Origin of the sequence: Hamadaea sp. (genome assembly GCF_013362815.1) — a bacterium.
Taxonomy (GTDB): domain Bacteria; phylum Actinomycetota; class Actinomycetes; order Mycobacteriales; family Micromonosporaceae; genus Hamadaea.
The window spans coordinates 31,013-45,790 of record NZ_JABFVK010000036.1; the positions used below are offsets into that span (position 1 = coordinate 31,013).

General features: G+C 68.8%; 12 protein-coding genes and 1 riboswitch. Of the genes, 5 read left to right on the forward strand and 7 right to left on the reverse strand.

Annotation, left to right across the window (positions count from 1 at the left end; genetic code table 11):
* Window positions 1-45 precede the first annotated feature (45 nt).
* Window positions 46-172, reverse strand: a riboswitch (cyclic di-AMP (ydaO/yuaA leader).
* 119 nt (window positions 173-291) lie between these two features.
* From HOV77_RS18410 to HOV77_RS18430, 5 genes are all read right to left on the reverse strand, one after another.
* Window positions 292-1,062 (reverse strand): LamG-like jellyroll fold domain-containing protein, encoded by a 771-nt coding sequence (locus HOV77_RS18410; protein WP_290863646.1) that lies wholly within the window; start codon window positions 1,060-1,062, stop codon window positions 292-294.
* A 36-nt stretch (window positions 1,063-1,098) separates the two neighbouring features.
* A complete protein-coding gene (locus tag HOV77_RS18415) occupies window positions 1,099-2,076 on the reverse strand; it encodes a C40 family peptidase (RefSeq protein ID WP_290863647.1) in 978 nt (325 codons plus the stop codon).
* Between the two features lie 125 nt (window positions 2,077-2,201).
* Window positions 2,202-3,206 (reverse strand): hemolysin family protein, encoded by a 1,005-nt coding sequence (locus HOV77_RS18420; RefSeq protein WP_290863648.1) that lies wholly within the window; start codon window positions 3,204-3,206, stop codon window positions 2,202-2,204.
* A 70-nt stretch (window positions 3,207-3,276) separates the two neighbouring features.
* Window positions 3,277-4,563 (reverse strand): hemolysin family protein, encoded by a 1,287-nt coding sequence (locus HOV77_RS18425; RefSeq protein ID WP_290863657.1) that lies wholly within the window; start codon window positions 4,561-4,563, stop codon window positions 3,277-3,279.
* Between the two features lie 56 nt (window positions 4,564-4,619).
* Entirely contained in the window at window positions 4,620-6,755 is a 2,136-nt protein-coding gene (locus HOV77_RS18430) for a (Fe-S)-binding protein (RefSeq protein WP_290863649.1), read from the reverse strand.
* 210 nt (window positions 6,756-6,965) lie between these two features.
* On the opposite strand from HOV77_RS18430, the gene HOV77_RS18435 reads away from it, so the two are divergent.
* On the forward strand, window positions 6,966-9,593 hold the full coding sequence (locus HOV77_RS18435) for a M4 family metallopeptidase (protein WP_290863650.1): 2,628 nt from the start codon (window positions 6,966-6,968) through the stop codon (window positions 9,591-9,593).
* A 68-nt stretch (window positions 9,594-9,661) separates the two neighbouring features.
* On the opposite strand, the gene HOV77_RS18440 is transcribed toward HOV77_RS18435, so the two are convergent.
* Entirely contained in the window at window positions 9,662-9,925 is a 264-nt protein-coding gene (locus HOV77_RS18440; protein WP_290863651.1) for a cell division protein CrgA, read from the reverse strand.
* Window positions 9,926-10,064: 139 nt separating this feature from the next.
* Between HOV77_RS18440 and HOV77_RS18445 the strand changes: the two genes are divergently transcribed.
* Genes HOV77_RS18445 through HOV77_RS18460 form a run of 4 tightly spaced genes read left to right on the forward strand, consistent with a single transcriptional unit; the run spans window position 10,065 to window position 13,054 of the window.
* The gene (locus tag HOV77_RS18445) at window positions 10,065-10,874 is read left to right on the forward strand and encodes a DUF881 domain-containing protein (RefSeq protein ID WP_290863652.1); all 810 of its coding nucleotides are present in this window, start codon (window positions 10,065-10,067) and stop codon (window positions 10,872-10,874) included.
* Window positions 10,871-12,115 (forward strand): class E sortase, encoded by a 1,245-nt coding sequence (locus HOV77_RS18450; protein ID WP_290863653.1) that lies wholly within the window; start codon window positions 10,871-10,873, stop codon window positions 12,113-12,115. Before HOV77_RS18445 ends, HOV77_RS18450 begins: the two co-directional genes overlap by 4 nt.
* A gap of 4 nt (window positions 12,116-12,119) precedes the next feature.
* Window positions 12,120-12,389, forward strand: a complete 270-nt coding sequence (locus tag HOV77_RS18455) for a hypothetical protein (RefSeq protein WP_290863654.1) — start codon at window positions 12,120-12,122, stop codon at window positions 12,387-12,389.
* Between the two features lie 2 nt (window positions 12,390-12,391).
* A complete protein-coding gene (locus tag HOV77_RS18460) occupies window positions 12,392-13,054 on the forward strand; it encodes an aminodeoxychorismate/anthranilate synthase component II (RefSeq protein ID WP_290863655.1) in 663 nt (220 codons plus the stop codon).
* A gap of 4 nt (window positions 13,055-13,058) precedes the next feature.
* Here the strand turns inward: HOV77_RS18460 and pknB are convergent, their stop codons facing one another.
* Entirely contained in the window at window positions 13,059-14,759 is a 1,701-nt protein-coding gene (gene pknB / locus HOV77_RS18465; protein WP_290863658.1) for a Stk1 family PASTA domain-containing Ser/Thr kinase, read from the reverse strand.
* Between the last annotated feature and the right edge of the window lie 19 nt (window positions 14,760-14,778).

Consider the following 14,778-nt stretch of genomic DNA (forward strand, 5'->3'; position numbering starts at 1 on the left):
TGGGTGGGTCTCCTCTTCCACCGAGGGCGTTCGGGTCGCCCTCACCGCCTACCGGGTTAGCTGCCGGGTTCGCGCTGGAAGATGCGCTACCGCTGACGCGGATTCACCCCTGAGGCCGTGCGGCCTTCACTTACCTGGGTCCCCGGTCCGCGGCAGTCGTCGCGGTTCGGCGGCGGCGCTAGGGGCCGCCCCGGATGGCCGACCGACTTCCTGCGCCTCGATGACTCTAAAGTCGCGCGTTATCGAACCGCAACCCGGGACTAGCACGCACTTCAATGTGTAGTCAATGGTCTAACCGACCGTGACGTAGACGTCGTCCAGAATGCCGTGAAACTGGTCGTTCCAGGGACCGATCCCCTTACCGCCCAACCGGAGCGGATCACCATTCACAATGGACAGCTGTGCCGGAATAGCGGTGCTCGCCCGCAATTCACCGTCCACGAACAACGCCAGTCCGGTGCTTCGGCGTACGCAATCCAGGCGATGCCAGGCACCGTCGGCGACCGTGCGACGCCACTGCGCGACATAGATGCGATTCACCCCGAAAACCAGCCCGGCGACGACGCAGCTCGGCAGTCCGCCCAAGTGATCCACTTGCAGTTTGTACTGCGTACCCTGGGTCGAGAAGCCCTTCTGCACGACGTTCTCGCCGTCGCTGGTGTTCTGTGATTCCAGGAGCACCTGCGCGCCCCACGAGACATCGGCCTGCCCCGGATTCAGCCACGCGGCAGGGTCGCTCTCCAAGACGACGCGCGGGCAATCGGCCTCCTGAACCTGGCACACCGACGGATACCCGACGGCCACCGTCCCGGCCCGGGCCTTGGCGGTCAGCGCGCCGCCCATCACCCCGACCGGATGCAACCGCAGCGTCCGGTCGGCGTCCCAGATCGGGTCGGCCAGACCGGCGTCGAAGGCGTACCGGAGGGTGACCGGTTCACCGGCGGCCCGGCGCTGGTCCGGGGTGCGTACGTCGGCGGTCGGGCTGGCGGGAGCCGGGACGGTCGCGAGGAGGACGGCCAGCAGGCCGACTCCGCTGCCCAGCGTGAGACGGAGACCCTTCACCCCGACAATTGTGCCGAAAATCGGCACAATTGTCCGTTAAAGGACCGAACGGGTCCCGCTGGGGCTGATCGGCATATTCGATATGTACGCCATTCGCACATAGTCACCGCTGTGCGGGGCATGCACCATGAGCCCGTTGCCGACGTAGATCCCGACGTGATGATGATCGGAGTAGAAGAACACTAGGTCGCCAGGCTGGAGCGAACTTCGCGACACGTAATGCGACTCGTTCCACTGCGCTCCGGTGAAATGCTCCAGGCTCTTTCCGGCCGCCGCCCACGCCGCCTTCGTCAGGCCGGAGCAGTCATAGGAGTTCGGGCCGTCGGCAGCCCAGACGTAGGGCTTGCCGATGAGCGAGCATGCCTTCTTGACCGCGACCGCGCGCGCTCCACCCGGAAGCACCGGCGGGCACACCCCGATCCGGAGACTGCCGCCCACCGTCGACGACCCGTACGCCTGGATGCGCAGCTTCTGCAGGCGGTCCATCTCGGCCTGAATCGACGTCTTCTGCGCAGCCAGCGCTGCGTCCTGCTGGGCGAGCGTGGCTACCAAGGTGTCGAGCTGCGTCTTCTGCGAGTCGTAGACGTCCCGCTGCGCGGCGACACCTTTGATCGCGGCCTGCTGCGTCTGAGCGATCTGCTCCAGCGTCGTGAGCTGATCGAGGAACTGGTCGGGCGACTTGGCGGTCAGCAGACCGGTCAGCCGCGAAGCGGGCCCGGTCATGTAGTAGGCCCCGGCCATGTCGTTGACCTGTCCCAGCGAGACCTGCACCTGAAGGCTGAGGGGCGCGATCTTCTTCTGCAGATCACGCACCTTCTTCTGGTTCTTGGTCAGGTCGCTGTGGACCTTGTTGTACTGCTCGATCGCGGGCTCGAGCTTCTCCCAGGCCTCGTTGATCTGCTTCTCGATCTCGGCCACGCTGGGGGCGGCATAGACCGTCGAGGGCACGAGTCCGATGATCAGTACGCCGAGGGCCGTAATCAGTCCACGGTAGAGAGTGCGGGGGTGGGGCACAGCTCACCACCCTAGGGGCGGGCGTTCGGCGTACGCAAGCCGTCCGTGAGGAAACTTCACCCTGCTCACGCCCGTTTACTCGCGGTCAACCAGACTCGACGGCAGCTGGGAACCGGCAGTGGCGCTCAGCGGCCGGAGACCGCCGCCAGCACGTCGTCCAAGGTCACCACGCCGATCGGGCGCTGACCGTCGCTGACCAGGACCATGTGCCGGCGTTCGCGCCGCATCGCGAGCAGCAGCTCGGCCAGGCTGCGCTCGGGCGGCACGATGGCGAGCGGCCGGATCACGTCGGACGGGATCGGCGCCCGCCGGGCCGCTCCGCTCATGCCGATCACGTCCTTGATGTGGACGAAGCCCAGCACCCGGCGATTGAGCCGCTGCACGACCGGGAACCGGGACCGGCCGGTCCGAGTGGCCAGCACCTCCAGGGACGCGGGCGACGTGTCGTCGGTGACCAGGTCCACCTCGGCCCAGGGCCGCAATGCGTCGCCCGCCGTACGCTGATGCATCGCCAGCGCGCCGGAGATCCGGGCGTGCTGCTCCGGATCGAGCAGGCCTTCCGAGCGAGCTTGGGTGACGAGACCGGCGAGCTCCTCCGCGGTGAAGACCGACTTCACCGAGTCCACCGCGTCGATCCGCCAGAGCTTCAGGACTCGCCGGGACAGCCACTTCATGACGACCAGTAGCGGCTTGGTCACCGTGCAGAACAGCAGCATCGGCGGGCCCAGCCAGACCACCGAGGCCTCCGGCCCGGCCAGCGTGATGTTCTTCGGCACCATCTCGCCGAGGACGGTGTGCAAGTAGACGACGATGGTCAGCGCGATCACGAAGGAGACCGGGTGCACGAGCTGCTCCGGCAGGTTGACCAGCTCGAACGGCGTCTCCAGCAGGTGGGCGATGGCCGGTTCGGCGATCGCGCCCAGCAGGATCGAGCAGATCTGGATGCCGAGCTGCGCCCCCGCGATCATCAGCGGGATCTGCCCCATCGCTGTGAGCGCCCACCGGGCCCGGCGCGAGCTCTCTGCCATCGGAGCCAGCACCGTACGCCGCGAGGCGATCAGCGCGAACTCGGCACCGACGAAGAACCCGTTGCCGAGGAGCAAGACGGTCATGATCAAAATGCCGGTCATGCGATCACCGACCTGCGGCCGGCGCTCGCATGCCTGAAACTGTGCGAGCCGGTGACCGGCCAAGGGCCGGTCATGAGTCGTCACCCTCGTCGGATTCGGGGCGGACGACGCGTACCTGCTCGACCCGGTGTCGGTCGGTCTCCACGACGGTGAACTCCCAGCCGTTCTCGCGTACAGTCTCGCCGACGCTCGGGATGTGGCCCAGCCGGGCCATGAGGAAGCCGGCGAGCGTCTCGTAAGGGCCCTCGGGCAGCCGGAAGCCGGTCTGCTCGCGGAGCTCGTCTTCGCGCAGCACGCCGTCGACCAGATGTTCGCGAGCGTCGGCGGGCGCGGTCAGCTCGACGTCGACCCAGTCGGTGTCATGCTCGTCGGCGATCTCGCCGACCATCTCCTCGACCAGGTCTTCCAGGGTGACCACACCGTCGGTGCCGCCGTACTCGTCGACCACGATCGCCAGCTCGGCCCGGGCGGCGCTGAGCGCCTCCCAGACTCCGTCGAGGTCCAGCGACTCCGGGACGAGCACCGGCTCGCGCGCGACGGCGTTCACGCTGGTCACCGCGCGCCGGTGCGGCGGCACCGCGAGCGCGTCGGTCAACTCGACCACCCCGGTGACCTGGTCGAGGGTCTGCTCGTAGACCGGGAAGCGGGTGAATCCGGTCTCGATCGAGGTCGTGATCAGATCGGCCACGGTGTCGGTCGCGGTCAGCCCCACGACGTCGACCCGCGGCGTCATCGCCTCGGCCGCGCGCTTCTCGCCGAAGCGCACCGTCCGCTGGAGGACCAGCGCAGTGTCCGAGGGCAACGCGCCCGCCTGTGCCGAGATCGCCGCGAGCAGGCCCAGCTCCTCCGGCGACCGCGCGCTCGCGAGCTCCTCCTGTGGCTCGACGCCCAACCGGCGGACCAGCCAGTTCGCGCTGCCGTTCAAGGCCGCGATGAGCCACGTGAAGGTACGCGAGAAGACCCGCAGCGGTCCGGAGGTACGCAACGCCAGTGGCATCGGCCGAGCCAGGGCGGCATTCTTCGGCACGAGTTCGCCGAAGAGCATCGACAGCAATGTGGCGAGGATCAGCGCGATGGCGTGGTTGACCGCCTTGCCCAGACCCAGACCGGAGAGCAGGACGTCGAAGGCCGGCTGGGCGATGTAACCGGTGAGCAGCGCGGTGATGGTGATGCCGAGCTGCGCCCCGGAGAGCTGGAAGCTCAACGCGCGCAGCGCCCGGCGTACCGTCCGGGCCCGTTTGTCACCGGACTCGGCGAGCTCGTCGATCTCCGCCCGGTCCACCGTGACCAGCGAGAACTCCGCCGCCACGAAGAAGGCGTTGCCTGCCGTCAGGAGCACGAAGAGCACCAGTGGCAGCAGCAGCGTGAGCAGTAGACCGTCGATGACGTGGATCTTACAAGCCGGTCGCTCGGCTACTCGGCGGCCGCCGGTGCCGAGGTCGGCTCGGGCTTGACCGATCGCAGCAGAACAGTGGCGACGTCGACGACCTCGACCGACTCCCCCGCCCCGGCGGTGTTGACCCCGTCGGTGATCATCGTCGAGCAGAACGGGCAGCCGACGGCGATCGTCGCCGCCCCGGTGGCCAGGGCCTCCTCGGTCCGCTCCACGTTGATCCGCTTGCCGATCCGCTCCTCCATCCACATGCGGGCACCGCCGGCGCCGCAGCAGAAGGAGCGCTCCATCGTCCGCTGCATTTCGCGTACCGGCTGCTCGCCGAGGGCCGCGCCGAGCACCTCGCGGGGCGGGGTGAACACGCGGTTGTGCCGGCCGAGGTAGCACGGGTCGTGGTAGGTCAGGCCGCCGTCGACCGGGCGGACCGGGGTGAGCTTGCCCGTCTTGACCAGATGCGCCAGCAACTCGGTGTGGTGCACGACCTCGACGTCCAGGCCCAGTTGCTGGTACTCGTTGCCGATGCTGTTGAAGCAGTGCGGGCAGGTCGCCACGATCTTCAGGACACCGGCTTCTTTGAGCGTCTCCACGTTCTGCTGGGCGAGCATCTGGAAGACGAACTCGTTGCCTATCCGGCGCGCCGGGTCACCGGTGCAGGTCTCGTTGTTGCCGAGAATGGCGAACTGGACGCCCGCCTCGTTCAGCAGCGTCGCGACCGCGCGGGTGGTCTTCTTGGCCTTGTCCTCGAACGCACCGGCGCAGCCCACCCAGAACAGGTACTCGAACTCGGCACCCTCTGCGACCCGGGGAACCTGGAAGTCCAGGCCCTTGGTCCAGTCCTCCCGAGTGTTCGGCGGCGCGCCCCACGGGTTGCCCTTGTTCTCCAGGTTGCGCAGCATGACGCCGGCCTCGGCCGGGAAGCTGGACTCGATCATCACCTGGTAGCGGCGCATGTCGACGATGTGGTCGACATGCTCGATGTCGACCGGGCACTGCTCGACGCAGGCACCGCAGGTGGTGCACGACCAGAGGACGTCCGGGTCGATGACCCCGTTGACGTCGGCCCCGCCGATCAGCGGGCGCTCGCTTTCGGCTCGGGCCAGAGCGAGGACGTCGAGGTCGCGGTGGCTTTCGTCGGCGAGCAGGTACGGTGCCTTGGCGTACGCGTGGTCGCGCAGGCTGGTGATGAGCAGCTTCGGCGACAGCGGCTTGGCGGTGTTCCACGCCGGGCACTGCGACTGGCAGCGGCCGCATTCCGTACACGTGGTGAAGTCGAGCAGGCCCTTCCAGGTGAACTGCTCGACCTGAGCGACGCCGAACAGGTCCTTCTCCGGGTCAGCTTCCTCGAAGTTCAGCGGCCCGCCCGTGCTGTCGGTCATGGGCTTCAGCGCGCCTAGGGCCGGACGCTCGGTACCAGTGCGCTTGAAGAAGATGTTGAAGAACGCGGCGAACCGGTGCCAGGCCACGCCCATCGTGAGGTTCAGGCTGATCACGATGACCCAGATCATCGAGACGGCGATCTTGACCATGGCCACGAGCGACACCGCCGCCGCACTGGCCGGCAAGATGTCGCCGAGCGCGTGGCTGACCGGAGCCGCCCAGACCGGGTAGGGCAGGTGATCGTTGGCGGCCTTGAAGCCCCGGATGAGCATGCCCATGATCAGCACCAGCAGGACGACCCACTCGACGAAGTAGCCCTGCCACATCGTGGAACCGGCGAACCGGGAACGGCGGCCCGGCCGGCTGGGCCGGTTCGTCAGGCGTACCGCCATCAGGTAGAGGATCGCGGGAATGCCGAGTAGGCCGATCCACTCGGTGGCCAGGCCGAACAGCCCCCAGCCGCCGATGATCGGCAGCTCGCCGGTCGGCGAGACGACCTCCCAGTAGGCCTCCAGCACCAGCAGCGACAAGACGATGAAGCCGATCATCACGAACCAGTGCGCGATCCCGACCGGAGTCCACTTCAGCATCCGCGTGTGGCCCAGGGTCTCGGCGAGCATGACCTTGGTCCGCTCGCCCTTGTTCTGAGAACGCGTCGGATCCGGCTGGCCCAGCCGGATCACCGCCAGCATGCCGCGCACCGCCCGGACGACCAGGACGACCGCGACCGCGGTGATCGCGAAAGCCCCGATCGTGGTGACGATCTGCACGCCGCCCATGCGCCACTCCTCGTTATGCTCGGCTCTCCCAGCATTCTGCAGGGCTCAGCCTACCGTCTTAGTTACCCGCCAGTAACGTCGACTTCGCCACAGCGTACGGTCAGACTACGAGGACCGCCCGTCCAGTGGGCGGCGGCGGGGCAGCCGAGCATGGATTCCGACCTTTACACTCGGGCGGAATCTTCACCCCTCACCCTCGTAGGACCAGCCTTGAGAACACGCACCCGCGTGGCGCTCCTCGCCGCGGGCGTGGCGCTGGCCGGGGTCGCCGTGGCCGCCGCCGTTCCCGACGACGCGCCCGTAGCGACCCTGTCGCCTGCTGCCCCCGCCGCCAGTAGCACCGAAGACCCCGCAGCAGCGGACGGCACCTCGGCCTCGGCCACGTCCACCGACGGCGGCCAGCGCAACCAGACCCCGCCTAAGGGATCGGTGTCGGCCGCAGCCGGCATCCGGGAACTGCGTACCGCGTCGAACGGGAAGAGCACCGTCGTCGTGGCGGCCGACGGCGCGGTCAGCGCCGCCACCGCCGCCAGCGGAAAGTCGCTGACGACCGCCGGTCCGGATGCCTTCGCCACCCGATACGCCGCCGCGTTCGGCCTGACCGCCGCTCATTCGCTGGCGAAGACCCAGTCCGAGGCGCTGCCCGGCGGCGACACGGTCAACCGCTACCAGCAGACGGCGGGCGGTCTGCCGATCCTGGGCGGGCAGCTCGTCGTCACCAGCCACGGCAAGCAGGTCCGGTCGGCGATCGGCGAGACCTCTGGGCGTACGCCGGTCAGCACCAAGGCGACCGTGTCGGCGGCCACCGCTGCGGCGACGGCGTTGTCCGCAGCTGCGGCTGACACCGGCCTCACGGCGGAGCTGCTGAAGGCGGGTACGCCGCACCTCGCGCTCTACGACCCGACGCTGCTCGGCGCGCCCGGTGCGGCGAGCCTGCGCCCGACCTGGCAGGTCGAGATCACCGCCACCGGCGGTGGCGAGGTCGCGACCGTGCTCGTGGACGCGCTCGACGGCAAGGCCCGGCTGACGATGTCGGAACGGCAGAGCGCGCGGAGCCGGACCGTCTGCGACCTCGGCGGAAGGGGCGTGGACACCGGTAATCAGGCGGCCTACCGCTGCACGCCGTCGACTGCGCTCGGCCTCCAGGCCACGACGCGCAGGGAGAACGGCCCGGCCAGTTCCGTGGCCGACGTCAACCGCGCGTACGAGATGCTCGGTGCGACCTATGACTTCTACAAGAAGAACTTCGGGATCGACTCGTTCGACGGCCGCGGCGCTCCGCTGCAGGCCACCGTCCGGGTCTGCGACATCGCCGAGTGCCCCTTCGAAAACGCCTTCTGGGAGGGCACACAGTTCGTCTTCGGCTCCGGGTACGCCGTCGACGACGTAGTCGCGCACGAGTACACCCACGCGATCACCGAGTGGTCGTCGCATCTGATGTACGCGTACCAGCCGGGGGCGATCAACGAGGCGCTCTCGGACATCATGGGCGAGTTCGTCGACCAGCAGTACGTGGCGGCGAACGAGGCCAGCCCCAGCCTGAAGTGGCAGCTCGGCGAGGATCTCCCGACCGGCGTCTATGTCAAGCCGCCGCTGCGCAGCATGGACAACCCGGGGCTGCGCGGGCAGCCTCAGGCCGTCGGCGGTTCCTACTGGTACACCGGATCGGCCGACAGCGGTGGCGTACACACCAACTCCGGCGTGGCCAACTACGCGGCGTACCTGATCGCGGGCGGCCCGAACGGCATCGGCAACGCGAAGTCCGCCCAGCTCTGGTGGCGGGTCATGCACATGCTGCCGTCGGCGGCGGGGTACCAGACGCTCGGCGCGACTCTGCGGAGCGCCTGCTTGCAGCTGGTGGGCCAGTTCGGCTTCACCGGCAGCGAGTGCGCGGTCGTCGACGCTGCGGTCGCCACGACCGCGATGGCCGCGAGCGCCAACGACAACCTCGGAGCGCTCTGCCCGTCGGCCGGCCAGCCCTACGACACCGCCTACTTCGACGGCTTCGAGCAGGCCGGCACCTGGACGCTCAGCAACTCCAGCACCTGGCTGAACGTCCCCTCCACGGCGGCCGCCTATCAGTACGCCGCCCACGGGAACGGCTCGCTGAACGGCTGGACACCGAGCAACACCGGCGACGGATCGACGGCGACGATGCCGACCGCGGTCACCGCACCGAGCGGCGGCTACCTGTACTTCGCCCACTCCACCCTCGACGCCAGTTCGCTGGCCGGAGTGGACCTTCAGGTGAGCGTCGGCGACGGAGCCTGGACCGCCGCGCCGATCCTGGGCGGGTCGGCGGCCGGACGGCTGGCCCAGCGCCCGGGGTTCGTCGGCGAGCGGGTCGACCTCTCGGCGTACGCCGGTCAGCAGGTGCGGTTCCGGTTCGTCCTGCGGACCGCTTCCAGCACCAACTCGTTCGACTGGTACGCCGACGACTTCCGGATCTACAGCTGCGCTCAGCGGCCGTCCGCGCCGACCGGGTACGCGTACCTCGACGGCACCACCGCCCTGATCGGCGGGCTCACCACGGCATTCATCCCGAGCGGTCAGCAGATCGCGTCGTACGAGGTGAGCTACAGCCGCGACATCGCCGGCGCGCCCACGACCATCCCGGCGAGTTCGCCCAGCACCGCCGTCCAGGTCCAGGTGCCCGGTGCCGGGAGCACGCCGATGCAGGTGAAAGTACGGACTGTGACCAACCTCGGCACAACCGGGGATTGGACGACGTTGTGGCTCGGGATCCCTCCGGTGTCGTGCCAGCAGGCGGCGTACCCGTTGTTCATCGGCCGCGGGCCGCAGGGATGCCCCCCGAGGCCGTTGCCCCGGCGAAACTGACTAATCCGGCATAGATCGCAAAGGCCCCACAGCTCGGCTGTGGGGCCTTTCGTAGATCCAGGGTTAGATCAACGCCACTTCGAGAGCAGGCCGAGCGCGACGACCATCGCGCCGAAACCGACCGCGATGTTCCAGTAATTCCAGCTCAGCACCGGGTACGTCCCACCTGAGAGGTAATACACGACGAGCCAGGCGATGCCTAGAACGATCAGCGTCACCGCGGTGATCGGCAGCCAGACCGGGCTCGGCCGCTTGTCGGCCATCGCAGCGGTGGGCCGCACGTCGGTCGGCGGCGTGTAGACCTTCTTCTTGCGGACCTGCGACTTCGGCACCGTAGTTCTCCCTGGGGCTGGTTTGACCCGAATTCCGGGACCGGGTCACCGCACCGGAGGATGACGGCGCGGACCGGCCTGAATAATGTTCAACAGCTAGCGTAGTCACATCGACACGCCATGACGAGAAGGGGGAGTGGTGGAGTACACATCCGGCTCCTCGTCGTGGCGTCGGGCGGTGGGACGAGCGGTGGGTATCCTACGGCCTCGCCGCCGATCCGGGCGGTCCCTCGGCTGGTCGGTGGGCGTACCGGCGATCATGGTCGCGGCCGGGATACTCTTCACCACCAGCGCGAACATCGCCTCGGGGACCGATCTCCGGGAAGATCGGCGACCTCAGATGGCACAAGTGATCACTGAACAACAGGCTCGCATCGCGGGCGAACAGGCGACCGCCGCCCGGCTGCGGTCGGAGGTCGACGACCTCACCGGCAACCTGGCCGGCTCGGACACGCCGATCGCCCAAGCGCGGGCGCAGGCCGAGGCCCGCCGGCGGGCGGCCGGGCTGACCGCACTCAAGGGACCCGGACTCACGGTCCGCCTCAACGACGCGCCGGCCACTGCGAACGGCAGCCGCCCGGACGGGGCCACCAACGACGATCTCGTCGTGCACCAGCAAGACGTCCAGTCCGTGGTCAACGCGCTCTGGGCGGGCGGCGCGGAGGCGATGACGATCATGGGCGTACGCATCATCTCGACGAGCGCCGTCCGCTGCGTAGGGAACACCATCCTGCTGGAGGGCCAGGTGTACTCCCCGCCCTTCGTCATCAAGGCCATCGGCGACCCGAACCGGCTGCGGGCTGCGCTCGACGCCGAGCCGGGCGTACGCGCCTTCCAGGACGCCGTTCGCGATTACGGGCTGGGTTACCAAGTCGTCTCCGAATCGGAGATCGTCGCGCCCGCGTACACGGGGTCCACCGATCTCACCCACGCCGAGGTGGCCCGATGAGCCGGCACCGCGCCCCCGATTCCAACGACGAGACGACGGTCATCCCGCGGATCACCGGGGAGACCCCGCCGTCGCCGACCCCCGCCGCCCGGCCCTCCCCCGGCCCGAGTGCGCAGCCTCGGCCCGAAGCTGCGGACGCGACGACCGTCCTGCCGGTGGTCCCGGCCGCGCCGAACCCCGCACCGGACGGCCCGGCTCCGGTGAGCCCGGCACCCGTCAGCGCGGCGCCGACGAGCCCAGCGCCCACGAACCCCGTACCGGTGAGTGCCGCGCCAGTGAGCGGTCAGCCCGTCGCGGACGACGCGACCACCACCATCCCGCGCATTTCGGCCGCTGACGCGACAACGGTGATCCCCCGGATCGATGAGACCTCGCTCATCGGCCGCATCCCCGACGCGATCCCGGAGGACGCGGACCCGTCCGGCAAACCGCCACGGGATCGGGACGACTCGGGCGCGCCGATCCGGGCGGTACGCCGTAAGGACGTCTACGCGTCCGCGTACGCCGATTACACGCGGGTGACCGTCGGATCGGTGATCCGCACGACCCTGCGCACGGCCGGCGAGCTGCTCATCACGTGTGGTCTCGTGCTCCTGTTGTTCGCGGCGTACGAGGTGTGGGGCAAGGCAGCGATCGTCGACTCCCACCAGAGCGACCTGAACCAGCAGCTGGCCCAGGCGTGGGACACCCCGACGGCCTCGCCGAGCCAGCCGGCGACGAACACGCTGGCCCCGCCGCCGGGCAACGCGATCGCCCGGCTCTACATCCCCCGGCTGAACAAGCATTGGGTGGTCGTGCAGGGCGTAACCCCCGCCGACATCCGGTACGCGCCCGGGCACTACCCGAAGAGCGCGATGCCGGGCCAGGGCGGCAACTTCGCAATGGCCGGCCACCGGATGCGCTCGGTCTTCTGGGACCTCGACAAACTGCAGGTCGGCGACAAGATCGTGGTCGAGACCCGGACGACCTGGTACGTGTACGCCGTGGTGAAGACACGCGTCGTCAAACCGACCCAGGTCGAGGTGGTGTCACCCAACCCGCCTGAGGTCAAGGCGGCGGCCAAGTCGACCAACGACAATGTCACGCCCGGAAATCCGACGGTGTCGCTGGACCGCTTCCTGACCCTGACCACCTGCAACCCGAAGTGGGACAATTACCAGCGGTTGATCATTCACGCCGCCCTGGTCGACGGATCGGAGCGGCCCCGGGCCGACGGCCCGCCCGCGGAACTGAAGGGCTGAGCAGATGTACGCGTGGATCTGGCGCCACCTGCCAGGACCGCTCTGGGCCCGGATCTCGACGAGCGTCGTCGCCGTCGCTGGGATCTGTGCCCTGTTGTGGTTCTTCGCCTTCCCCTGGGCCGAGCCGCTGCTGCCCTTCGACGACGTCCAGGTCGGCGAGATCGTCCCCGGCCAGGATGTGATTCCCTACGACACCGAGACGAACAACCCGGCGCCTACGCACTCGCCCGGTCCGTCGGCGACCTCGGTTCCGTCCACGACCACGGCGGGGTGACCATGCGCGTACTGGTGATCGACAACTACGACTCGTTCGTCTACAACCTGGTCCAGTACCTCGGCCAGCTCGGCGTCGAATGCGACGTACGCCGTAACGACGAGATCACCGTCGCCGAGGCCGGCCGGCTCGGCGCGGACGGCATCCTGCTCTCCCCCGGCCCGGGCGCGCCCGAGAGCGCCGGGATCTGCCTCGACGTTCTCCGGGAACTCGGCGGCGACGTCCCCATCTTCGGCGTATGCCTCGGCCACCAGGCGTTCGGCGCGGCGTTCGGGGCGACCGTCAACCGGGCTCCCGAGCTCCTGCACGGTAAGACCTCGCTGGTTACGCATCTCAACGTCGGCGTACTCGAAGGGTTGCCGCAGCCCTTCACCGCGACGCGGTATCACTCCCTCGCGGTGGTGGAGTCCACGCTGCCGGAGGAGATCGAGGTCACCGGCTGGACGGTGGCCCCCGACGGCAGCCATGGCGTGGTGATGGCCATGCGGCACCGCACGCTGCCGATCGAGGGGGTCCAGTTCCACCCGGAGTCGGTGCTCACCGAGGGCGGTCACCTCATGCTGGCGAACTGGCTCGCCGCGTACGGCTTCCCGGACGCCCTGGAGCCGGCGAAGACGCTGGCGGCCGAGGTCGACGAACGCCGCCTGGCCGCCTTCGCCGCCTGACCGATCAGCTTGGGCTAGTCGTCGGCGACGGGGTGCCGGTCGGGTTGGTGTCCTCGAGGTAGTCCACCTTGATCGTCACCGTCGAGTTCCGCTCGACGAGCGAGTCCTTCTTCACGCTCTGGCTGCTGACCAGGTCGGCCTTCGCCGGATCGGTGACCGCCTTGCCGTCCGCGATGCTGCAGGTGAGGCCGGCTTCCTTGAGCTTGGCACACGCCTCGGTCTCCTTCATGCCGACGACGTTCGGCACGACGACCTTGTTGCCCTTGGAGATCTGCACGACGACCGTCGAGTTCTTCTCGACCGTCGTGCCCTTGCCCGGGGTGTAGGACAGCACCGAGTCCACCGGCTTGTCGCTGTCGACCGGCTTGAACTCCGCCTTGAGGCCGAACTGAGTCAGCAACGACTCGGCGCTCGTCTTGGTGAGGCCGTCGAGGCTCGGCACCTGTACCTGGCCCGGTCCGGTGCAGACCCGCAGCGTCACCGTCGAGTTCGCGTCGGCCTTCTGCCCGCCCTTCGGCGTCTGGTCGGCGACCTTGTCCTTGTCACAGGTGTCGTTCGTAACCGGCTCACCCGGGCTCGTCTTGAAGCCGAGCGCGGTCAGCTCGGACTGGGCCTCCGCGTACGTCTTGCCGAGGACCGACGGCACCCCGATCCGTTTGGGCTGGTTGAGCAGCACCAGGCCGACGGTCACGGCGATGACGGCGAGAACGCCCAGGAACGACAGCAGCGCGATGACCGCACCCGACGTCTTCTTGCGCTTGGGCGTACCGACTCGGGCGCCGTTGCGGGCCGCCGTCCGCGCCGTCGAGGCGTTGAGCGGCAGCGTCTCGTCCTCGCGCAGGACCGGCGTCGCGAGCACCGGCCGCCCGGCCGCCGCGCGCAGCACGTCCGCGCGCATCTCGGCCGCGGACTGGTAACGGTTCGCGGGGTTCTTCGCCAAAGCTTTCAGGACGACCGCGTCGATGTCCGGCGTCACGTCCCGGTTGCTGTTCGAGGGTGGTGGCGGATCTTCTCGAACGTGCTGGTACGCCACGGCGACGGGCGAATCGCCGACGAACGGCGGATGCCCACACAGAAGTTCGAAGAGTACGCAGCCAGTGGCGTACACGTCGGAGCGGGCGTCGACCGCCTCGCCCCGCGCCTGCTCCGGCGAGAGGTACTGAGCTGTGCCGATGACCGCCGAGGTCTGCGTCATTGTGGTCGCACCGCTGGCCAGCGCCCGGGCGATGCCGAAGTCCATCACCTTGACCTGGCCCTGAGGCGTCAGCATGACGTTGCCGGGCTTGATGTCACGGTGGATGATGCCGTGCCGGTGGCTGAACTCGATGGCGGCGCAGATGTCGCCGGTGATCTCGAGCGCCCGGCGGGGCATCAGCCGCCCTTCGGCGGCGAGCACCTCCTTGAGCGTCCGGCCCGGCACGAACTCCATGACGATGTAAGGCAGGGCTTCGCCGGTCGGCGCGCGCTCCTCGCCGGTGTCGTAGACGGCGACGATCGCGGGGTGGTTCAGGGCGGCCGCGTTCTGCGCCTCCCGCCGGAAGCGCATCTGGAAGGTGTTGTCCCGGGCGAGGTCGGTGCGGAGCATCTTGATCGCGACGTCCCGGCCGAGGCGGAGATCGCGCCCGCGGTGCACTTCCGCCATGCCGCCGTAGCCGAGCAGCTCGCCGACCTGGTATCTGCCACCCAGCAGCCGGGCCTGCGTCATCTCGTCCGTCGTCCTTCGC